A 21,663-nucleotide genomic window follows, 5' to 3' on the forward strand; every position below is an offset into this window, starting at 1 on the left:
CGCAGCCGGCGCCTGGGCCTGCACTTCGGAAGCCATAAACGAAGCGGCCAGCGCGGTCGCCGCCAACAAGGCGAAAAACCGCCCGCGCGGCCCGATCGGCGCGGCCAAGCTACGGAAATTCATTGCGGAAAACCCTTTCTGAACGGGAAAACCCGAAATCGATGCAGGCATCGGCACCAGCCGTTGGGGCGGCTGTCTCCTTGCCAATTGAGGCGGATACGTGACAGGCCCTGCCCGTCCGGCCAATCGCACGCTTTCATACCTCGACAGACGAAAAGATCAATGCCGACGGGCATCTTTGACGCAGGTTGGGCCGGATACAAACAGCTGTGATAGACAGCCATTGTGCGGGACATGGAATCAAACCGGCTCGACGCATGGTGTGCTTTGCGGCGCTTTTGCGCACGCGTCTTTGTCTGCGGCCTGCTCGTTCCCGGCCTCTGGCTCACAGCCGGCACCCGCGAACTCCGGGCACAACCGGCCTATGCGCTCGCCATGCATGGCGCGCCGGCGCTACCCGCCAATTACGACCATATGCCCTATGCCAACCCCGACGCGCCGAAAGGCGGCCGGCTGGTGCAGGGTCTTCTCGGAACCTTCGACAGCCTCAACCCGCTGATCGTCAAGGGCCTCGCCGTGCAGCAGGTCAGGGGCTACGGCTTCGAAAGGGGGTATGTGATCGAAAGCCTGATGGCGCGGGGCGATGACGAGCCGTTCACGCTGTACGGCCTGTTGGCCAAGAGCGTCGAAACCGACGACGTCAGGAGCTACGTCACGTTCCACATCGATCCGTTGGCGCGCTTCTCGGATGGGCAGCCGGTGCGCGCCGAGGACGTGTTGTTTTCGTGGGCCTTGCTGCGCGACCACGGCCGCCCCAACCATCGCCAGTATTATTCCAAAGTCGCGAAAGCCGAAGCGCTCGACCCGCTCACGGTGCGGTTCGATTTCGGCGGCGCCCAGGACCGCGAATTGCCGCTGATCCTCGGCCTGATGCCGATCCTGCCGAAACACGCGACCGATGTCGCGGCATTCGAGGAGACCTCGATGACGCCGCCGGTCGGCTCCGGCCCCTATCGCGTCACCGAGGTCAAACCCGGTGCCAGCGTCACTTTCACACGTGATCCCGATTATTGGGGCCGCGACCTGCCGGTCAACCGGGGTTTGTGGAATTTCGACGAGATCAGGCTCGATTTCTACCGCGACGCCAACGCCCAGTTTGAAGCCTTCAAACGCGGCCTCTATGATTTTCGCGTCGAAACCGAGCCGCTGCGCTGGCACGGCGGATATGATTTTGCCGCAGCGCGCAACGGCGAAGTGGTCCGCGACACCTTCAGGCCAGGGCTGCCGCAGCCATCGGAATTCCTGGTCTTCAACACCCGCCGTCCGGTGTTTGCCGATATCCGCGTGCGCCAGGCCTTGACGCTGCTGTTCGATTTCGAATGGATCAACCGCAATTACTTTTTCGGGCTCTATCACCGCGCGGGGGGATTCTTCGCCGGGTCCGAACTGTCGGCCTATGGCCGTCCGGCAGACGAGCGCGAACGCGAATTGCTGAAGCCGTTCGCCTCCGGGATCGCGCCGGATATTCTCGACGGCAGCTATCGTCTTCCGGTCACTGACGGCTCGGGCCGCGATCGCGCGATGCTGCGCCGCGCGCTGGATCTGCTGTCCGACGCCGGCTACGGCCTCGACGGCACGGTATTGCGGCAGCGTTCGACCAAAGCCCCCCTCACCTTCGAGATCCTGGTCACGACACGCGATCAGGAGCGCGTCGCGCTGGCCTATGCGCGCGATCTGAACCGTGCCGGGATCGAGGTGACGGTCCGCGCCGTCGACCCGGTTCAATTCGACCAGCGCCGCCTCGGCTATGATTTCGACATGATCCAGAACCGTTGGGATCAGTCATTGTCGCCGGGTAATGAGCAATGGTTCTATTGGGGAAGCGCTGCGGCGGACAGCCAGGGCACACGCAACTACATGGGAGCCCGGGATCCCGCGATCGACGCCATGATCGCGGCCCTGCTGGCGGCACGCGGGCGTCCGGCCTTCGTCTCGGCGGTGCGGGCGCTTGACCGGGCCCTGATGTCGAAGTTCTACGCTATCCCCGTCTTTAACATCGGAGAGCAATGGATTGCGCGCTGGAATCGGCTAGAAAGACCAACGGCCACCGCGTTGACGGGATATCTCCCGGAGACTTGGTGGCAGGGACCGACGGCGCGAGCAAAGTGAATTCGTGATCCAGAACAAGCCATCGCCGACACTTGAGGGATTGTTTCGACGGGTTCTGACGCGGCATCCGGACATGCCGGCCCTGCTCGATCCAGTCAACAAGGCGCGCATCACGGGGCTGCCGCCCAAACGGCTGACCTTCGCGCAAGCCGACCGCGCCATTACGGCACTGGCGGCGCATTTTATCGAAGCCGGCCTGCCGGCCAATTCCATTATTGCGATTCAATTGCCCAATACCGTCGAATTCGTGCTGACCGTGCTTGCGGCGCACCGCGCCGGGCTGATCGTGGCGCTGCTGCCATTGCTCTGGCGCCAGGCGGAATTGACGGTCGCGCTCAACCGCTCCGGCGCCCGCGCGATCGTGACCATGAGCAAGATCGACGGCGTCAACCACGCCGACCTCGCCATGAATGCCGCAGCCGAGGCATTTTCGATCCGCCATGTCTGCGGCTTCGGCCATGACCTGCCCGAAGGCATGGCATCGCTCGACCAGGTGCTGGCCCATCCGCCGGAAGCTAGCCGTGAAATCAGACATGATGGCCGGCGGGCGGCGATCGTTTCCTTCGATGTGACGGCCGATGGCTTTTGCGGGGTGCCGCGCACGCATCTCAGCCTGATCGCCGGCGGTCTCTCGATCTTCCTCGAAGCCAACGTCGCGCAGGGCGCGAAAATCATGTCGGCTTTCGCGCCGGCTTCGTTCGCGGGCCTGGCTTCATCGCTGTTGGTCTGGCTGCTGTCCGGCGGGACGCTGGCGCTGCACCATCCGTTCGATGGCGACGCGCTTGAGCAGCAGATCGAAGAGGAAGGCTGCGATACGCTGGTCGCGCCCGCCCAATTGGCGTTGCGGCTGGCCGAGGACGACCTGCCATCGCGGTTTCCGACGCTGCGCAACGTCATCGGCCTGTGGCGCGCGCCGGAGCAAATCTCATCGTCTCCGCCCTGGGTGATCCCTGGCGTGACCCTGACCGACATCTATCTGTTCGGCGAGGTCGGGCTGTTCGGCGCCCGGCGGACAGAAGATGGCGCACCGGCCCCGGTTCTGCCGGGACCTCACGGTGCGCCGCGTGACGTGGCGGGCTCGTCGATCTCGGGCGAGACGCTGATCACGCCGAAAGGCACGCTCGGCTTACGGGGGCCGATGGTGACCGTGGCGGCCTACAACCCTGCCCCGCTGGGCGATCCGCTGACGGCGCCGCCGCCGCGCGACTACGTCGATACCGGTTATGCCGCGCGGCTCGACCGTTCGACCGGCACGCTCTGCATCACCGCGCCGCCCTCGGGCATCATGGCCGTCGGCGGCTACCGCTTCCTGTCTCAGGATTTGCAGGAATGGGCCAAGCGGCTCGGACAGGGCGCGCTGTTGACGGCGCTGCCCGACCGCTTAAGCGGCTACCGCCTGGCCGGCCGCGCCCAGGATAATGCCCGCGCCCGTGACGCGCTCTCGGAACTTGGGCTTAACCCCTTGATGGTGGAAGCCTTCCGCGATCGGGTGAACCGGACGTGAGGCCTGTCGAACAGCTTCGTTGACACCGCATTAAGGTCAACAAATTAGGGTCCGGCGCCCAATCAATTGCTTTCGATCCGGAGACCCAATGTCGCAGCAAGGCCCGATCCTTGTCGTTTCAGGCGCGGAACGGCCATCCTTCGCAAAGGCGCTCGACGATGCGAAACTGTTTCCGGTCATCGACACTCTCTGGACGGACGCGCCGCGCGCCGTTGAAGAGTTGCAGCCAGCTGCAATTCTGGCTGTCATATCAGAGACATCGGAACGAGACTTCGATTCGCTTGCGAAGCAGATCGCCGACGCGAAACCTTATCTCCCGCTGATTGCCGTCGATCCGCAGGCCGTGCTGCCGGAAAACGCCATTCCGTTTTCGCAGCAAGGCCGCCCATCCGACCGGCTGATCGCGCGCTTGAGCGCCGCGTTGCGGGTCCGGACCCTGCACAACACCGTGCTGCGCCGACGTGACGGGGCGTCAGGCACGCCCGCGCTGGCGGATACCGATCCCGTTCGCGACGCCACCGTGCTCCTGATCGGACGCGGGGCTGGCTACCCCGCCCTGTCGGTCGCGCTCGGCGAACGGATGGGAGTCGTGGGCGCGCTCAGCATCGAAGCCGCGGCCAAGCATCTCAACGATCGCGACATCGACGGCATCGTGCTCGGCGAGGGCTTCAGCCTGCGCGTGATCGACGCATTCCTGACGGTGCTGTCGGAGGATTCCCGCTTCCGCACTTTGCCTGTCGTCCTGACGTCGGACGCGCTGGCGCCAGCCTATGATCTGCCGAACCTCGAAATCATCGCGCGCGAGCCCGTACTTGTCGCGGCCAATGCCTCGCCGCTGATCCGCCAGCATGCGTTCGAAGCCTATTTGATCCGGACGCTCCGCTCGCTCGATCAAGGCGGGCTGCTCGATCCGCAAACCGGGCTGCTGATGCCGGCCGTCTTCGCGCGCGATTTCGCCGCCGCCGTCCATCAGACGCTGTCGCGTGGCGGCGGATTATCGGTGGCGCGCTTTGCCTTCGATCCGACCCATGCGCGCGCGCAGCGGGACGGCGCGCGCATCATCAGCCGGTTGATGCGGAAAATGGATTTCGGCGTAGCCGAGGAAGACGGCTCCGTCATCGTGGCGTTCGTGGAGACCGATCTGCGGACCGCGCACGCGATTGCGCGGCGCCTGTCCAGCGTGATGCGCCATACCAGCCACGGCAAACACGAAGCGCGATCGGAGCCCGTGGTGACGCTCGCGACCCTGCTGCCGTCGGATTATTCGGCCGGATCGTTGCTGGCGCGGCTCACCGAGGAAAGCCGCCGCGCCGCGTCGTGACGTTCAGGAGTTCGTCATTCCGGGATGGTGCGTTAGCATCAGGCCCGGAATGACGGCCGTGTTTAATGGCTGCTATGAAGAATCCGTAGGGAGGGCACACTTCGCTTTGCCCACCCTGCGAAGCGACGAGAACTACGCGGCCTTCTTGTTCTCGGCGAGATTGGCGAGTTGGCGCAGGATTTCGGTCGTGCCCATCAGGCGCTCCTCCGGGGTTTCCCATTCCTGCAGGAACACCACCTTCATGTCCGGCCTGACCTTGGCGGCGTTGCCGTGCTGGCGGATGAAATAGACCAGCCGGTCCGGCTGCGCGAACTTGTTGTCGCGGAAGGTGATGACCGCACCCTTCGGCCCGGCGTCGACCTTCTCGACATTGGCACGGCGGCAATAGGCCTTGATCGCCGCGACCTTGAACAGATAGCGCACCTCGTCCGGCAGCACGCCGAACCGGTCGCGCATCTCGGCGGCGAAATTGTCGATCTCCTCGTCGGTCTCGAGATCGGCGAGTCGCCGGTACAGCGACAGCCGCACCGCGAGGTCGGAGACGTAATCTTCCGGAATCAGCACCGGCATGCCGATGGTGATGGTCGGCGACCAACGGTCCGCAGCCGGCTCGACCACGCCCGCCTTGAGGTTGAGGATCGCCTCCTCCAGCATCGATTGATACAGTTCGAAGCCGACCTCCTTGATATGCCCGGATTGCTCCTCGCCGAGCAGATTGCCGGCGCCGCGAATGTCCAGATCGTGCGAGGCGAGCTGGAAGCCCGCCCCCAGCGTCTCCAGCGATTGCAGCACCTTCAGCCGCTTCTCGGCCTGCGCGGTGATCTTCTGCTGCGCCGGCAGCGTGAACAGCGCATAGGCGCGCAGCTTGGAGCGGCCGACCCGCCCGCGTAGCTGATAGAGCTGCGCCAGACCGAACATATCGGCGCGGTGGACGATCAGCGTATTGGCGTTGGGGATGTCGAGGCCGGATTCGACGATCGTGGTCGAAAGCAGGATGTCGTATTTGCCGTCATAGAACGCCGACATGATATCCTCGATCACGGTCGGCGGCATCTGGCCGTGCGCGACGGCGACCTTCATCTCCGGCACGTTCTTGTCGAGGAAATCCTTGAGGCCGGCGAGGTCTTCGATCCGGGGCACCACATAGAACGCCTGCCCGCCGCGATAGCGTTCGCGCAGCAGCGCTTCGCGGATCATCAGCGGATCATGCGGCGCGACAAAAGTGCGCACCGCCAGCCGGTCGACCGGCGGCGAGGCGATGATCGAAAGGTCGCGCACGCCGGTCAGCGCCAGCTGCAGCGTGCGCGGGATCGGCGTGGCGCTCAGCGTCAGCACATGGACCTGCGCCCGCAACTGCTTCAGCCGTTCCTTGTGACCGACGCCGAAATGCTGCTCCTCGTCGACGATCAGGAGGCCAAGATCCCTGAACTTGATCGATTTGCCGAGCAGCGCGTGGGTGCCGACCACTATATCGACGCCGCCTTCCGTAAGCCCCTTCTTGACCTGCGCCAGCTCTTTCGGCGCGATCAGGCGCGAGGCCTGCGCGACATTGACCGGAAAACCGCGGAAGCGCTCGGTGAAGGTCCGGCTGTGCTGGCGCGCCAATAGCGTGGTCGGCACCACCACCGCGACCTGCTTGCCGTCGAGCGCGACCGCAAACGCCGCGCGCAGCGCCACTTCGGTCTTGCCGAAGCCAACGTCGCCGCAGATCAGCCGGTCCATCGGCCGGCCGCTTTCGAGGTCCTTCAGGGCGGCGTTGATCGCCGCCAACTGGTCCTCGGTCTCCTCATAGGGGAAACGCGCGCAGAATTCGTCATAGACATGCGGCTGCACCGGCGTTTTCGGCGCCTCGTGCAGATGCCGCTCGGCAGCGATCTTGATCAATTCGCCGGCGATCTCGCGGATACGGTTCTTGAGTTTGGCCTTGCGCGCCTGCCAGCCGCTGCCGCCCAGCCGGTCCAGTTCGACATGGGCGTGATCGGAGCCGTAGCGCGACAGAAGTTCGATATTCTCGACCGGCAGAAACAGTTTTGTGTCGGCGGCGTAATGCAGTTCGAGACAGTCATGCGGCGCGCCGGCGACATCGAGCGTCTGCAAGCCGATGAACCGGCCGATGCCATGCTCGACGTGAACCACCAGGTCGCCGGCGGCGAGGCTCGTGACTTCCGAGATGAAATTGTCGAGCTTGCGGCTCGACTTGCGCGGCCGCACCAGGCGGTCGCCGAGGATGTCCTGCTCGCTGACGATCGCGACCTGGTCGGTCTCAAACCCCTGCTCCATGCCGAGCACGGCCAGCATGGTCTCGTTGCGCGGTGTCGCCTGCACGGTGCGCCAGGTGTTGACGCTGGTGAGGTTGAGCAGCTTGTGGTCGCGCAGCATGCTGCCCATGCGGTCGCGCGAGCCTTCGCTCCACAGCGCGATCACCACCTTCTTACGGCCGGCCTGCAGCGCCTGCACATGGGCCACGACGGCCTCGAAGACATTGACGGTGCTGTCCGCCCGTTCCGGCGCGAAACTGCGGCCCTGCCGCGCGCCGGCATCGATCACGCCCGCGCCGTCCTCGGGCACCGCGAACGGCGTCAACCGCGCCAGCGCGGACTCGCCGAGATGCCTGGTCCATTCGTCTTCGGTCAGATAGAGCCGGTCGGGCGATAGCGGCTTGTAGAGCGCGCCGCCGCCCGGATGTTCCATCGCCTCGCGCCGCGCCTCGTAATAATCCGATATCTGCTTGAAGCGCTCGCGCGTGGCATCCTCGCTTTGCGGCTCGATCGCGACCGGCGCGCCGCCGAAATAGTCGAACAGCGTGTCCATCCGCTCCGTAAACAACGGCAGCCAATGTTCCATGCCGGGATGACGGCGGCCTTCGGTCACGGCCTCGTACAACAGGTCGTCCCGCTCCGGCGCGCCGAAGGTTGCGACATAGCCCATCCGGAAGCGGCGGATGGTCTCGGTGGTCAGTTGAAACTCGGAGATCGGGACCAGATCGAGCGCGCGCATGTCGAGCAGCGTGCGCTGGGTCTCGGCGTCGAAGGTGCGGATCGATTCAAGTGAATCGCCGAAGAAATCGAAGCGTACCGGCTGATCGAGCCCGGCCGGAAACAGATCGAGGATGCCGCCGCGCACCGCATATTCGCCGGGCTCGCGCACGGTCGAAGACCGGTTGTAGCCATTATGCTCCAGCCAGGCGACGATGGAATCCATCGGCACGACATGACCGGGCGCGACCGACAGCGCCTGCGCCGCAACAGCATCGCGCGACGGCACCCGCTGCACGATGGCGTTGACCGTCGTCAACACGATCAGCGGCTTGTCGCTGCCCTGGAGCCGCGACAGCCGCGCCAGCGTGGTCAGCCGCTGTGCCAGGATGCCGCCATGCGGCGACACCCGGTCATAGGGCTGGCAATCCCAGGCCGGAAACTGCATGACCGGCAGATCGGGCGCGAAAAATTCCAGCGCGCGGGCCAGTTGCTGCATCCGCGCGCCATCGCGGCAAACCACCGCAAGGCTGATCGCGGGAGGCTTCGGCCGCGCCGCGACCGCGCGAGCGAGGTCGGAGACCACCAGGCCTTCGGCACCCTCAGCGACATTGGCGAAGGTAAGCGGACGGCCCGGCGCGAGCAATTGCGCCGGCGACTGGACCGGCGCCTTCATACGCCGTGATCCAGGATGCGGAACGATTTAATGCGTTCGAACAGCGCCCCGGCATGTTCCGGTGCAACTGGCCTGGCGCCGGTCAGCGCCGCATAGAGATCGGGATCGGGGACATCGATCAGGCGTTCGAGCTCGGCCAGTTCACGGTCATCGAGGTCCGCAATCTCGGCGTCCGCAAACCGGCCGAGGATGAGATCCATCTCACGGGTGCCGCGATGCCAACAACGAAACAACAGCCGCTTGCGGCGGTCATCCAACCCGCCGCTTGATCGTGTCGATCCGGTCATTTCTTTATTTCCATCCAAACGCCAAAAGCCCGGACGCACGGCCGGGCGCGGTTGATATAGCGTCAGCGCCGGGCAATGTCAGCCCTTCTGTTCCGTGAATATCAGCCGCGACGTCATTGCCGGGCTTGACCCGGCAATCCATCGTCTTTTGAAGATGGATGCGCGGGTCGAATCCCGCGCATGACGGATCGTGTGCGACGAGAGATTTTGATGCGCCCTGCCCTGCTCAATCCGCTGTTTGCGCCGGTCACCAGCCTTGCGGGCGTTGGGCCGAAGCAGGACAAACTGTTCCGCTATCTGCTCGGCCGCAATGAGACGCCGCGGCTGGTCGATCTGCTGCTGCATCTGCCCGCGAGCGTGATCGATCGCCGGACGCGGCCGAAAATCCGCGACGCCGTGCCGGGGACGATGGTGACGCTGGAAGTCACCGTCGACCGGCACCGCCCCGCGCCGCCCGGCCGCTCGCGCGCGCCGCATCTGGTCTATGCCAGCGACGACACTGGCGATGTGGTGCTGACCTATTTCCGGGCGCAGCCCGGTTATGTCGAGAAGCTGCTGCCGGTCGGCGCCAGGCGCTATGTCTCCGGCACCTTGCAGATGTTCGACGGCGTGCCGCAGATCGTACACCCTGACCGCGTCGTCGACGAGGAAGCCTTCGCCAAACTCACCGGCCTCGATCCGGTCTATCCGCTCACGGAAGGACTGGCGATCGGATCGCTGCGGCGGGCGATGGCGCAGGCGCTGCAAAAGCTGCCAAATCTCCCCGAATGGACCAGTCCGGAGATCATGCGGCGCTGCAAATTCCCGCCGCTCGCAGAAGCGCTGAACCGCGTGCATGTACCGGTCGAGATCACGGATATCCTGCCCGACGGTCCGTTCTGGTCGCGGCTGGCCTTCGACGAACTCTTGGCCGGGCAATTGGCGCTGGCGCTGGTGCGTGCGCAGCTGCGCCGCCCGGCCGGCGATCGCAATGCCGACGACGGCCATCTGCGCAATAGGATCATCGGTGCGCTGCCCTATGCGCTGACGCTATCGCAGCAGAAGGCCGCGGCCGCGATCTCCGACGATCTGCGCCAGCCGGTGCGCATGCTGCGGCTGCTGCAAGGCGACGTCGGATCGGGCAAGACCGTGGTGGCGCTACTCGCGGCGGCTGCCGTCGCCGAAGCCGGCAAACAGGCCGCCCTGATGGCCCCGACCGAAATCCTCGCCCGTCAGCACGTCAAGACCATCACGCCGCTGGCCGAACGCGCCGGCCTTCAGGTCGCGATCCTGACCGGCCGCGAAAAGGGCAAGGAGCGGCGCGAACTGTTGGCTAAACTGGCGGAAGGCGAAATCGATTTTCTGGTCGGCACCCATGCGCTGATCCAGGACGACGTGGTGTTCAAGGCGCTGGCGCTGGCCGTGGTCGACGAACAGCATCGTTTCGGCGTCCGCGAGCGGCTGGCCCTGACCGGCAAGGGCGACGCCGTCGATGTGCTGGTGCTCAGCGCCACGCCGATCCCGCGCACGCTGGTGCTGACCTATTTCGGCGACATGGACGTCTCGGAACTGCGTGAGAAGCCGGCCGGGCGGCAACCGATCGACACCCGCACGATCCCGGCCAGCCGTCTCGACGAGGTCATCGCCGCCGTCGGCCGCGCGCTGTCGGCGGGCAAGTTGGTCTACTGGATCTGCCCGCTGGTGGACGAATCCGAGGCGGAGGGCACCGATCACCTGACCAACGCCAGCAAGCGGTTCGAAACCTTGCAACAACGCTTCAGCGATCGCGTCGGCCTGGTACACGGCCAGATGAAAGGCACAGAGAAGGATCGCGTGATGGCGCAGTTCGCCGCGCACGAGATCGGCCTGCTGGTGGCGACCACCGTGGTCGAGGTCGGCGTCGACGTTCCCGCCGCGACCATCATGGTGATCGAGAACGCCGAACGCTTCGGGCTGGCGCAACTGCATCAGCTGCGCGGCCGCATCGGCCGCGGCTCCGAGGCCTCGACCTGCCTGCTCGTGTACCACGAGCCGTTGAACGAGATGTCGGCGGCACGGCTTAAAGTGATCCGGGAGACCACCGACGGTTTCCGGATTGCCGAAGAGGATTTACGGCTGCGCGGCGAAGGCGATGTGCTCGGTATCCGGCAGAGCGGCCTGCCCGGCTACCGTATCGCGCGCTCCGAAGTCCACGGCCAGCTCATCACGCAGGCGCGCGACGAGGCGCTGCGGATCATGAAGGACAACCCGAAGCTGGAAGGCGATCGCGGCGAAGCGCTGCGCTGCCTGCTTTACCTGTACGAGCGCGACGAAGCGCTGCCATTGCTCGGGGCGGGGTGAACAGTCGCCGTCATTCCGGGATGCGCGCAGCGCAGACGCGGAATCTCGAGGTTCCGGGTTCGCTCATTTCATTCGCGCCCCGGAACGACGATTCCGGCGTCTTACTCCGCCTTCGCCGGCACCGGCTGCAGCGCGGCCGAGTTGGCCACCCGCGCCGCATTCGCCATGCCGGCCAGCGCCGCCACTTTCTTCTGCGGATCGGAGCCGGGCTGCACCACGCCCGCCGACATGATCAGGGTCGCGGCGGCCTCGGTGCTCATCTCGACTTCGATGATCTTGTTTTTGGGCACATAGAAGAAGAAGCCCGTGGTCGGGTTCGGCGCGCAGGGCAGGAACACCGAGATGTGCTCCTCCTCACCCGGAAGGCTGTTGGCGATCTCCACACTGGGCGATTGCGAGATCAGCACGATCGACCACATGCCGGGCGACGGAAATTCGACCAGGCCGACCCGCCGGAAGCTCGACCCCTGCCCCGAGAACAGCGTCTCGAACACCTGTTTCAGGCTGCGGTAGATCGCGCGCACCACCGGCATGCGGCCGAGCAATTTTTCGCCGAGATCGACCAGGGTCCGGCCGATCAGATTATGGGTGAGGAAGCCAAGCAGGGTCAATGCGATCACGGCCACCACGAGGCCGGAGCCCGGCAGCCCGAACGGCAGATAGGTTTCCGGGCGATAGGCCGCGGGGACGAACGGCCGCACCAGCCCATCGACCCAGGTCACGAACCACCAGGTCAGATAAAAGGTGATCGCGACCGGGCCGGCGACGATCAGCCCGGTCAGGAAATAGTTCCGCAAGCGGGCGGTGAAGCCCCGCGGGGCGAGCGGTGAAGGTTCCGCCGGAGGTACGGGAGGCAGATCGTCGCGGTCCATCGGGTTCCCAAGGTCAATCAAGGCGGCGATGATGCAGCTAAGTCATCCTAACAGAGTTTTGAAGACCCGGCGCGACCGCAACGCGCAGACAGCCCTACTCCACGGTTACCGATTTGGCCAGATTTCTAGGCTGGTCGACGTCGGTGCCCATGACTACGGCGGTGTGATAGGCCAGCAATTGCACGGGGATGGCATAGACCATCGGTGCAAAGGTCGCGGCCATGTCGGGCAGCACGATCGTCACCAGCGACTCCACACTGGCTTCGGCCACACCCTTGGCGTCGGTCATCAGGATGATGTTGCCGCCGCGCGCCGCCACTTCCTGCATGTTGGAGACGGTCTTCTCGAACACCCGGTCATAGGGCGCGATCACCACCACCGGCATGTTCTCGTCGATCAGCGCGATCGGGCCGTGCTTGAGCTCGCCGGCCGCGTAGCCCTCGGCGTGGATATAGGAGATTTCCTTCAGCTTCAGCGCGCCTTCCAGCGCCAGCGGATAGCTGGTGCCGCGGCCGAGATAGAGCACGTCGCGGCACTTGGCGATCTCGCGCGCCAGTTTCTCGATCTGCGGCTCGGTGGCGAGCGCGGCCGCCATCAGCCGCGGAATTTCGACTAGGCCATGCACGAGGCGGGCTTCGTCGGCGTCGGACAATTCGCCCCGCGCCTTGCCGGCCGCGACCGCGATCGCCGCCAGTACCATCAATTGGCAGGTAAAGGCCTTGGTCGAGGCGACGCCGATCTCGGGTCCGGCCAGGGTCGGCAACACGGTCTCGCTTTCGCGCGCGATCGTCGATGTCGGCACATTGACCACCGAGAGCGTGTGAACGCCTTGCGATTTCGCGTAGCGAAGCGCCGCCAGCGTGTCGGCGGTTTCGCCCGATTGCGAAATGAAGATCGCAAGGTCGCCCTTGCGCAAGGGAGCCTCGCGGTAGCGGAATTCGGAGGCGACGTCGATCTCGATCGGCAGGCGGGCCAGCCGCTCGAACCAGTATTTGGCGACGTAGCCGGCATAGCTCGCGGTGCCGCAGGCCACGATCGAGATGCGCTGCAGCTCCTTGAAGTCGAACGGCAGATTCAGCGGCAGTTTCACCCGCTCGCTCGCCATGTCGACATACCGCGCCAGCGTATGCCCGACCACCTCGGGCTGCTCGTGAATTTCCTTGGCCATGAAGTGGCGATAATTCGCCTTGTCGACCAGAAACGACGAGGCGCCGGATTTCAGCACGTCGCGATTCACCACCGCGCCCTGCGCGTCATGGATCACGCCGACCTCGCGGGTCAGCGCCACCCAGTCGCCGTCCTCGAGATAGCTGATCGTATCGGTGAAGGGCGCGAGCGCGATCGCGTCCGAGCCGAGATACATCTCGCCGTCGCCATACCCGATCGCGAGCGGCGAGCCCTTGCGGGCGCCGATCATCAGATCGTCGTGCCCCCTGAACAGGAAGGCCAGCGCGAACGCGCCGCGCAACTGCGGCAGCGAAGCCTTCACCGCCTCCTGCGGCGACGCCCCTTTCAGGATGTAGGAATTGACGAGATGCGCGACGACTTCGGTGTCGGTCTCGCTGGCGAATTTCGCGCCCTGCTTTTCCAGCATCTCGCGCAGTTCGCGGAAATTCTCGATGATGCCGTTGTGGACCACGGCGACGCTGCCGGCGGCATGCGGATGGGCGTTGCTTTCGTTCGGCTTGCCGTGCGTGGCCCAGCGCGTGTGGCCGATGCCGGTATGGCCGGCGAGCGGCTCGGCCTTCAACCGCGCTTCCAGATTCCTGAGCTTGCCCTCGGCGCGGCGCCGGTCGAGACGGTCGCCGTCCAACGTCGCGATTCCTGCGGAATCATAGCCGCGATACTCAAGACGTTTGAGCGAATCCACCAATTGCTCCGCGACCGGAGCCCGTCCCAGAATACCGATGATGCCGCACATGCGGACCACTATCTCCGAATTGAACGAAAATTGCCGAAAAGGCGCGAATCCCGGTTAACGGGAAGCACCTCTTAACGAAAATCGCGGGCGCCGAGGTACTCAATAATTATTGCGGTGTCGTACAAGCCAGTGATTTCAACGGCTTCCCACCGGTTTTGGCCATTCTCGCCGAAATTTCCTAATTTCCCATTTTCCGGGATCGGCCCCGAAAAAATGGGGCCGCCCCAAAGGCGGCCCCGACCAGTAATTCCAGATGAGTCCGCGCTGTCAAGAGATCGCGTTCGACTGCGCCCGCTGTTGCGGATTGCCCTGGCTGCCCGAAGATCAGGCGACGCCAAGCGTGCCGCTGTTGTAGCGACGCCGATAGGCCATAAAGCCAATGCCGGCGAAACCGAGCAGCATCATCGCCCAAGTGGCGGGCTCCGGGACGGCGTCAGTGACTTCAATGAAATCGAGGTTGGACTCCCACCTGCCATGCTTGCTGTCGAGAGGCAGGATCGTTCGAGCGATTCCGTCGGCCGGGAAGTCTCCTGCCGTGTCGGCATAAGGAAGGAAATCCTGAGGATTGCCGCCCAGGAACGGATCCAATTCCGCCAGCGATAAGACAATTTCATATCCATCGGTGCCCGCCGTAATCACGATCTGGCTCTTCGCGTCGGCGGCATTGCTCGGATTGATGAACGACCACAACGGAACCCCCGTATAGGTATCGATTCCACCAGTGATAGGCACATTGACCTGCGACGGGGTGAAGCTGCTTTGCAGCTTGCCCAGCGTATAACTGCCGGGATTGTTGACCAGGCCAGTAAGCTGAACCGCACTGGAGACACCACCCGCTCCGGACGGAAGTGCAGGCGCGGATAAAACCTGCAAGCTCGTCAGGTTCGAGACATCCCGGCCGGACGCTCCCGCGTTCGGATCGATCAGCGATAGCGATCCGCCGCTATCGGATACGAACGGCGCGGCATTCGTCCCTCCGAAGGAGGGATTGAGTTCGCCCAGTGAAAACACCGAAGTACCGTTGCTGCCGCTGGCGACGACGTAATAGCGCAATATGGCATTCTTTCCATTATCGCCGTCGGGTGTGGTCGTCGTCACCCCGCCGACCAGAGACCACAAACTCGTGTCGCCGGTAATGGACACGTCCCCGCTAATTCCATCGCCCAGGATATCCAAAGTATCTGCTTTTGCGGGAACGCTGAAAGCCAGGGCCGCAATAGCAAGTCCAACCTGAAACGCTCGCATACTCACCCCCAAAACGTTATATTTAATAAAATATATCGTATTCGCCCCTTGAAATCGTGTCAATTTGGTTAATTCGTCAGTCTGTCGCCGCTTTCGGCGATGCCAACCGACTGAAAACATTGGGAAACCACAGGCGCTGAAACGACACAGCGCTCATCAGGCCGGCGCAGAATGTATCTTCTGCAGTGCTTTCGAAGGCCCGCCCATAGCGCGTCCGCGCATGATATTATCTGCCGGAAATCGGCGGATCGGACGGTCGCACTTCACGGAAAACTATCGCGGATCGAGACAGCGTTAAGCGGCAAGCTTAACAGACCCGACTATCCGCCTTTGCGCGTTTTGCTGCGTGTCTTGATCTCGCGATAGCGCGTGGCGCCGCCCTCGCGGTTGGTCTGCTGGCTGCGTTCCACGGCGAGCGCATCGTCGGGCACGTCGCGCGTGATGACCGAGCCCGATCCGATATAGGCGCCGTCGCCGATCTTCACCGGCGCCACCAGCGACGAATTGGTGCCGACGAAGGCGCCCTTGCCGATTTCCGTCCGGTGCTTGCCGAAGCCGTCATAGTTGCAGGTGATGGTGCCCGCGCCGATGTTGGAATCGGCGCCGACATGCGCGTCGCCGATGTAGGAAAGGTGATTGACCTTGACGCCCGCGTCGAGCGTCGCCGCCTTGGTCTCGACGAAATTGCCGATCCGGACGCCCTCGCCGAGCGAAGTTCCGGGTCTCAGGCGCGCATAAGGCCCGACCGAAGCGTTCCTGCCGATCGATGCCTGCACGATGTGGGAGAACGAATGGATCACCGCGCCGTCGGCGATCGAGACGCCGGGTCCGATCACCACGAACGGCTCGATGGTCACATCGCGTCCGAATGCCGTGTCGGCGGCGAGATAAACCGTTTCCGGCGCGATCATCGTCACGCCGGCCTCGAGCGCTGCCTTGCGCAGCCGCGCCTGCATGACCTGCTCAGCTTCCGCGAGCTGCGCCTTGGTGTTGATGCCGCGCACTTCGTCCTCGCCGGTTTCGATCACGACGGCCTCCAGTCCCAGATCGCGAACGATCGCGACCGCGTCGGTGAGATAATATTCATGCTTGCTGTTGGCGTTGCCGATCTTGCCGATGATTTCCAGCGCCCGCCGGCCGTCGAACGCCATCACGCCGGCGTTGCACAGCGTGATCCTGCGTTCCTCTTCGCTGGCATCGGCCTGCTCGCGGATCGCCACCAGACGATCGCCCTCGACCAGCAGCCGGCCGTAGCCGGCGGGATCGGCGGCGCGAAAGCCCAGCACGGCAAGCGCCGCGCCGTTTTTCAATGGTGCCCGCAGCCGCGCGAAGGTTTCCGCCGAAATCAGCGGCGTATCGCCGAACGCGATCAGGAGATCGTCCGCACCGCGCGCGATGGCCTCGCGCGCCGCCAGCGCCGCATGCGCGGTGCCGAGACGCTCGCGCTGGACGAATGTCGCAGCATCGGGACGCACCCGCCGCGCTTCCTGCGCCACGGCCTCGTGATCCGGTCCCACCACGACGGCGAGCGAGGCGCCGGATCCCGCAGGCGCGGCAACCAGCACATGGGCGAGCAGCGACTGGCCCGCGACCGGATGCAGCACCTTCGGCGTCGCCGATCGCATGCGCGTGCCCTCGCCGGCGGCAAGCACGACAGTCAGGCTGGATCGAGCGGTCATTCGAATCTCTTGCAAATCTCTCGCGAATCTCTGGCATTCGACGGCGTCGGGTTACAGCGCCGTCATAAAGCGTTTTCCCCCTGAGGGGAAACCTGATTCGGCGATCGGGAAACACGGCGATTCAGGATTGTGGCGGATTTCCTGTAGTCTTGCGCGGTGATTCGGCGGGGAGCCTCGGCAGGACCGAAGAAATCGTATGGCAAAGAAGAGCGGCCAGACGGCGGTCAAGCTCGAGAGGCAAAGCACGGGCGGCGCGCCGAGCGGGTTTTTGGCCGAAGAGGAATATCTGGACCGGCGCGCATTGTGGCGATTGGGAACATGGGGAGTTGTCGCCGTCGGCGCCGTGATCGCCGCGGTGCTTGCCAACCAGTCATCGATGAAACTGCGGCGTGATGAAGTCGCAGCCGTGGATCTGGTGCGGCAATCACAACAGGTCCAGTCCTTCGCCAAGGAAAGCCAGAATGAGACACGACGCCTGGCCGCCGCCATCGATACGCTGAACCGCGATCGAGACCGGCTCTTTGCCCGTATCACCGTTCTGGAACAGGGGTTGGATTCGGTGACCGGCTCGATTGCGCGGCAAACCACTGCCGGACCGCCGCAATGGGCGTCGCCGATCGCCGCTCCTCCGCCGTCACAACCGGTCGCGCAGAGCCCGGCCCCGGCGCCCTCGCCGGTGCCCGTAACAGCCCCGGTTGCAACGACAGCGCCGGCCGCGCCGCCCCCCGAAAAGCCGCTTGCCGAAAAACCGCCTGCCGAAAAACCAATGACGGAGAAGCCAGCGGCCGAGAAGCAATTGGTCGAGACCAAGCCGGCAGAACCTAAGCCGGCGGAGCCAAAATCAACCGAATCCAAGTCAGCCGAACCCAAGCCAACAGAATCCATGGCGAAGACGGTCGCGGCCGAGACGCCGAAACCAGCCAATACCCCACCGCCTCAACCGGCGGCTTCGACGGCACCCGCGCCGCCGCCGGCGCCAGCCCCTCGGATGGCGTCGAAACCGAGCATGGATCGGCCAGCTCCACCGGCGCGGAAGCCGTTTGAGCCGCAGCCGATCGCGAAGCGCGCCGCATCGACGCCCGCGCCGGAATTGGCAATGGTTGCGCCGGCACCACCTGACCAGAAGAAAGCGGCGGAGGCGGAAGCCGTGCCGGCGGCACCTCTGCTCGCGGTCGGACGGACCGAATTCGGGGTGGATGTCGGCGGCGCCAATTCGGTTGCCGGCCTGCGCGCGCTGTGGCGGGGATTGATCAAAACACGATCGAACACGGCTCTGACGGGGTTGCAGCCGATCATCGTGATCCGGGAAGGCAGTAACGGTCTCGGCATGCAGCTCAGGCTGGTCGCCGGCCCCTTCAACGACGCCGCGGCGGCGGCCCGGATCTGCGCCGACATGGCCGAACGGGAGCGCCCCTGCGAAACCACGGTGTATGACGGCCAGCACCTCGCGATGAAGCCCGAGGACATGTCCGCTTTGGCCAATGTCGGCCCGGTCAAATTTAATTCTGCCAAGACGGATACAATCAAGGCGGATACGACCAAGGCTGATATGGCGACCGACGCCGCCAAGACCGATATCGTCAAGACCGATATCGCCAAGATCGACGCAGCCAAGATCGATACAATCAAGGCCGACACGGCCGCATCGGATGCGGACAAACCCGCATCAGCAAAACCAGCCCGGCCGTATTATACCCGCCGTCGAATCTACCAGAGGAAGCTCCCGCCGCCGCCACAGCCATCGCCGCCGGTGGCGGCCCAGGAGCCCCCGAAACCGGAACCGGCCACGCTGTCGTCGTTCTTCAAGCGCTCGCCGTGATCCGACAAGACCGACAGTAACATGACCGGCCGTCGCAGGGTTGCGACGGGTTCCTGAGGTTGAACACGCGGAAGAAATCCTAGGCTTGTGACCGGCTCCGGCTTGTCCGGCCCGGTATTCCCGATCATATTCGCCCAATGAAAAAAGCTCCGTTCCGGCTGACGCCGTATCAAGTGCAATGGCTATTGATCGTCGGCTTCCTCACCGTCGGTTACGCTCTTTACTTGCGCTATCTCGCGATCGAATTCTCGACCGTGGGGCTGGCCTGCGACGCCGGCTTGCGGACGACGCTTTGCAAGGCCCGCGAGCTGGGGACCGTGCTGTTCCAGAATTCGGTGTTCGGCATCGTCGCGCTGGTGATCGCGGCGCTGCACGTCATCCGGCCATCGATCGTTCTGCTGACGGGCGGGCTGGTCGCGGCCGGCTTTGGCATCGTGCTCTACAATATCGCACTATCCGGCCTGGCGATCGGCCTGCTTATCTTGGGGTTCGCACGACCCGCGCCTGCCACAGCGTGAGCGCAAGCAGGAAATAAATCGCGGCGGTCCACAACGACTGCCAGTTATCCGGGCCTTCGTTGACCCCCATGTAAAGTGCCGACGCCGTCAGCAAACCGGCAAAGACCGCCTCGGCGATCGGACGCGGGCCTTGCTGCGGGCGGTTGAGCAACGTCAGCACCGAAAACGGCACCACGGCCATGGTCAGCGAAGCAAACGGGAAATCGCGGTAGCGCGGATCGAACACAAAGCCGAGCGCGGTTTCCGCCGCCAACAAGGCGGTCACGACAAGCACCAGTCCCAGCAAGATCGACATGGCCGATCGCGTCTTGTAGTCGCCGGGCCCGAGCAATTCGAGAAAGGTCGGCAGTGCCCGGCCTGACATCAAGGCGTTGGCGCAAAACAATGGCGACAGCACCCCCGCGGCCAGCAGCGCGGCCCATGTCAGCCAGCCGCCAGCACCGTAGCTTTCGTAAAACATCTTGTCGGCGGCGACGCCGAGCAGGATTCCGGCCGAGATGGCGGAGATGGCGACCCCGACCCAGGCCGAGCGGCGCGGCGTCCAGGGCCGGCGGCGCAAGGTGAGCCAGCCGGCGCCGAACACCAGCACGGCCAGCGCCATGCCGCCTCCCATCTGCCATTTCCAGAGCGGATAATTGCTGATGGCCTCGCCCGGCGGATATTTCAGCGCGCGCTGCACCGAATCGAACAGGCCCCAATAGCCGCCGACGGTGCCTTCGAGCCGGCGTTTCCAGGGCTGGTCATAGGCCTCGATCAGATTGACGCGAAAACCTTCCTGCTTCGCCATCGCGAGAATTTCGGAGACCACCCGCGCCTGGTTGGTCCGCGACGGCAGCGCGCCGGCGCGCATCCGTCCCTCGCTCGGCCAACCGGTCTCTCCGATCAGGATTTCCTTGCCGGGGAACGCCACGGCCACTTGCTTGCGGATCGTATCGACATGGGCGGCGGCGTATTTGGCGCGGATCGGAATGTCCTCCCAATAAGGGAGGATATGGATCGTGACGAAATCGACCGCGTCATAGATTTCGCGGTTGCGCAGCCAGTATTCCCAGACATCGGCATAGGTGACGGGAACGCTGACCTGCGATTTGACCGAGCGGATGAGGGCGGCGAGGTCGGAGGTGGTCATCTCGCCCCGCAGCAGCACTTCGTTGCCGACCACGACGGCCGTGATGGCGTCGGGGTATTGCTTGGTCAGGCCGACCACGGTCGAAATCTGCGCCAGATTCTTGAGGCGATCGCTGCCGAGCCAGATGCCCTGGATGACCTTGAGGCCGGCCTTCTCGGCAAGCCCGGGAACCTGATCAAGCCCGTTGTCGATCGAATAGGTGCGCACGCAGTCGGTGATCTCGGCGAGTTGCGCCAGGTCCTGGGCGATCTGCTCGGCCGGAATCCGATCGGTCGATTGCAGCGGCGTCTGGACGCCGCGGAACGGCGCGTAGGACACGCATTGCAGCTTGGCGGCAGGATCGATCGGCGCGCGCGCGAGAGTGATCGGCGTGGCCAGCCACCACCACGTTGCGGCAATCGCACCCAGCGATATCAGGAGAAGCGCCAGCGGCGTGCGAAGAGAAATAGGTTCCATCCTCCGGGCGGGGCCCGTCGATTAGCCGGTCGCCGGCCGTCTGCCAAGACCGGGGTCCATCGAAATCGCATCGCAGCTTTACCACGGGGCGATAAAGTTGTGAGTTTGCTGGACAAAATATGAAATGTCCGTCATGGGAATCCCGGTGTGTCTCCGCCGCATTGGGGACCTATTTGACCGGCATCAAACGCCGGCCACGGCAGGTCGCAGGCAGGTAACGAAATTGGGGAATTTATGCGTCGACGGGTGCTTGAGCTAGAACATGCGGTGTTGCGCCACCTCGCCGTCGCCGGATTAGCCCTCTTAATCGGTATCGGAAGCGCCGCCGCCCAGAGCGGCGACACCCACGCGCAGGATCAATCCAAGGCGGCGCCAAATGCCGCGGACGCCGCCAAGGACACCAATCAGCACAAGCCCGACGAGTTCACCGAGGCGGCCCAGGCCCTCAACGGCCCGGCCGGAAACCCGGAATGCGTCTGGCTCGGCCGCCGCGTCGTGCGGCTGATGTGGCTCGACGATCTCGACACAGCCTTTCGCCACCTCGATCTCTATGACCGTTTCGGCTGTCCTGGCGGACATATCCAGGCGGCATTCCGCTGCCTGACCCGGTTTGGCGGCCAGATCGATTCCAAGGTCCCGGATTCCCTCAATACCCATGTCCATGGCTGCTGGATCAATCCGGCCGCGCAGCCGCAGACGGCTGCGGCGGCTCC

Annotated in this window: 14 protein-coding genes; 7 read left to right on the plus strand and 7 right to left on the minus strand. The window is 64.4% G+C overall.

All coding sequences use genetic code 11. From position 1 onward, the window contains the following. Nucleotides 1-495: 495 nt before the first annotated feature. The 3 genes from HB630_RS28040 to HB630_RS28050 all read left to right on the plus strand — a co-directional run bounded on the left by HB630_RS28040 (nucleotide 496) and on the right by HB630_RS28050 (nucleotide 5,054). Nucleotides 496-2,229, plus strand: a complete 1,734-nt coding sequence (locus HB630_RS28040) for an extracellular solute-binding protein (protein ID WP_249781092.1) — start codon at nucleotides 496-498, stop codon at nucleotides 2,227-2,229. Nucleotides 2,230-2,233: 4 nt separating this feature from the next. After that, nucleotides 2,234-3,733: a class I adenylate-forming enzyme family protein gene (locus HB630_RS28045; protein ID WP_346656147.1), complete on the plus strand. Its 1,500-nt coding sequence runs from the start codon at nucleotides 2,234-2,236 to the stop codon at nucleotides 3,731-3,733. An 88-nt stretch (nucleotides 3,734-3,821) separates the two neighbouring features. Further along, entirely contained in the window at nucleotides 3,822-5,054 is a 1,233-nt protein-coding gene (locus HB630_RS28050; protein ID WP_213775976.1) for a GGDEF domain-containing protein, read from the plus strand. Between the two features lie 132 nt (nucleotides 5,055-5,186). On the opposite strand, the gene mfd is transcribed toward HB630_RS28050, so the two are convergent. Together mfd and HB630_RS28060 are read right to left on the minus strand one after the other, a co-directional pair. Then, nucleotides 5,187-8,705 carry a transcription-repair coupling factor gene (mfd, locus tag HB630_RS28055; RefSeq protein ID WP_213775977.1) on the minus strand — a complete coding sequence of 1,173 codons (3,519 nt, stop codon included), beginning with the start codon at nucleotides 8,703-8,705 and terminating at the stop codon, nucleotides 5,187-5,189. Continuing rightward, nucleotides 8,702-8,992, minus strand: a complete 291-nt coding sequence (locus tag HB630_RS28060) for a succinate dehydrogenase assembly factor 2 (protein ID WP_213775978.1) — start codon at nucleotides 8,990-8,992, stop codon at nucleotides 8,702-8,704. Before HB630_RS28060 ends, mfd begins: the two co-directional genes overlap by 4 nt. Before the next feature lie 210 nt (nucleotides 8,993-9,202). Between HB630_RS28060 and recG the strand changes: the two genes are divergently transcribed. Then, the gene (gene recG / locus HB630_RS28065; RefSeq protein ID WP_213775979.1) at nucleotides 9,203-11,311 is read left to right on the plus strand and encodes an ATP-dependent DNA helicase RecG; all 2,109 of its coding nucleotides are present in this window, start codon (nucleotides 9,203-9,205) and stop codon (nucleotides 11,309-11,311) included. 101 nt (nucleotides 11,312-11,412) lie between these two features. Here recG and HB630_RS28070 read toward each other — a convergent pair whose 3' ends face one another. The 4 genes from HB630_RS28070 to glmU form a co-directional block, all read right to left on the minus strand. After that, complete coding sequence (locus tag HB630_RS28070) at nucleotides 11,413-12,183, minus strand: DUF502 domain-containing protein (RefSeq protein ID WP_213775980.1); 771 nt, start codon at nucleotides 12,181-12,183, stop codon at nucleotides 11,413-11,415. 94 nt (nucleotides 12,184-12,277) lie between these two features. Further along, on the minus strand, nucleotides 12,278-14,104 hold the full coding sequence (gene glmS / locus HB630_RS28075; protein ID WP_213775981.1) for a glutamine--fructose-6-phosphate transaminase (isomerizing): 1,827 nt from the start codon (nucleotides 14,102-14,104) through the stop codon (nucleotides 12,278-12,280). A gap of 324 nt (nucleotides 14,105-14,428) precedes the next feature. Next, entirely contained in the window at nucleotides 14,429-15,349 is a 921-nt protein-coding gene (locus tag HB630_RS28080; RefSeq protein WP_213775982.1) for a PEPxxWA-CTERM sorting domain-containing protein, read from the minus strand. Nucleotides 15,350-15,669: 320 nt separating this feature from the next. Next, complete coding sequence (gene glmU / locus HB630_RS28085; RefSeq protein ID WP_213775983.1) at nucleotides 15,670-17,028, minus strand: bifunctional UDP-N-acetylglucosamine diphosphorylase/glucosamine-1-phosphate N-acetyltransferase GlmU; 1,359 nt, start codon at nucleotides 17,026-17,028, stop codon at nucleotides 15,670-15,672. A gap of 196 nt (nucleotides 17,029-17,224) precedes the next feature. Here glmU and HB630_RS28090 point away from each other — a divergent pair, with 196 nt between their 5' ends. Beyond that, the gene (locus tag HB630_RS28090; RefSeq protein WP_213775984.1) at nucleotides 17,225-18,847 is read left to right on the plus strand and encodes a hypothetical protein; all 1,623 of its coding nucleotides are present in this window, start codon (nucleotides 17,225-17,227) and stop codon (nucleotides 18,845-18,847) included. A 137-nt stretch (nucleotides 18,848-18,984) separates the two neighbouring features. After that, nucleotides 18,985-19,365 (plus strand): hypothetical protein, encoded by a 381-nt coding sequence (locus HB630_RS28095; protein WP_213775985.1) that lies wholly within the window; start codon nucleotides 18,985-18,987, stop codon nucleotides 19,363-19,365. Here HB630_RS28095 and HB630_RS28100 read toward each other — a convergent pair. Then, on the minus strand, nucleotides 19,325-20,950 hold the full coding sequence (locus tag HB630_RS28100) for a beta-(1-6) glucans synthase (RefSeq protein WP_213775986.1): 1,626 nt from the start codon (nucleotides 20,948-20,950) through the stop codon (nucleotides 19,325-19,327). The two genes, HB630_RS28095 and HB630_RS28100, sit on opposite strands and share 41 nt — an antisense overlap. A gap of 234 nt (nucleotides 20,951-21,184) precedes the next feature. On the opposite strand from HB630_RS28100, the gene HB630_RS28105 reads away from it, so the two are divergent. Beyond that, on the plus strand, nucleotides 21,185-21,663 hold a 479-nt coding region (locus HB630_RS28105; RefSeq protein ID WP_213775987.1), incomplete at its 3' end, for a beta-1-3, beta-1-6-glucan biosynthesis protein.

This window comes from Bradyrhizobium sp. dw_78, assembly GCF_018449525.1.
Classification (GTDB): Bacteria; Pseudomonadota; Alphaproteobacteria; order Rhizobiales; family Xanthobacteraceae; genus Bradyrhizobium.

Excerpts from the sequence above, each read along its gene's own strand:
- HB630_RS28090 (WP_213775984.1), top strand. The coding sequence starts at position 17,225 with ATGGCAAAGAAGAGCGGCCAGACGGCGGTCAAGCTCGAGAGGCAAAGC.
- glmU (WP_213775983.1), bottom strand. The coding sequence starts at position 17,028 with ATGACCGCTCGATCCAGCCTGACTGTCGTGCTTGCCGCCGGCGAGGGC.
- HB630_RS28040 (WP_249781092.1), top strand. The coding sequence starts at position 496 with ATGCATGGCGCGCCGGCGCTACCCGCCAATTACGACCATATGCCCTAT.
- HB630_RS28060 (WP_213775978.1), bottom strand. The coding sequence starts at position 8,992 with ATGACCGGATCGACACGATCAAGCGGCGGGTTGGATGACCGCCGCAAG.
- HB630_RS28050 (WP_213775976.1), top strand. The coding sequence starts at position 3,822 with ATGTCGCAGCAAGGCCCGATCCTTGTCGTTTCAGGCGCGGAACGGCCA.
- HB630_RS28100 (WP_213775986.1), bottom strand. The coding sequence starts at position 20,950 with ATGGAACCTATTTCTCTTCGCACGCCGCTGGCGCTTCTCCTGATATCG.
- HB630_RS28070 (WP_213775980.1), bottom strand. The coding sequence starts at position 12,183 with ATGGACCGCGACGATCTGCCTCCCGTACCTCCGGCGGAACCTTCACCG.
- HB630_RS28095 (WP_213775985.1), top strand. The coding sequence starts at position 18,985 with ATGAAAAAAGCTCCGTTCCGGCTGACGCCGTATCAAGTGCAATGGCTA.
- glmS (WP_213775981.1), bottom strand. The coding sequence starts at position 14,104 with ATGTGCGGCATCATCGGTATTCTGGGACGGGCTCCGGTCGCGGAGCAA.
- recG (WP_213775979.1), top strand. The coding sequence starts at position 9,203 with ATGCGCCCTGCCCTGCTCAATCCGCTGTTTGCGCCGGTCACCAGCCTT.
- HB630_RS28080 (WP_213775982.1), bottom strand. The coding sequence starts at position 15,349 with ATGCGAGCGTTTCAGGTTGGACTTGCTATTGCGGCCCTGGCTTTCAGC.
- mfd (WP_213775977.1), bottom strand. The coding sequence starts at position 8,705 with ATGAAGGCGCCGGTCCAGTCGCCGGCGCAATTGCTCGCGCCGGGCCGT.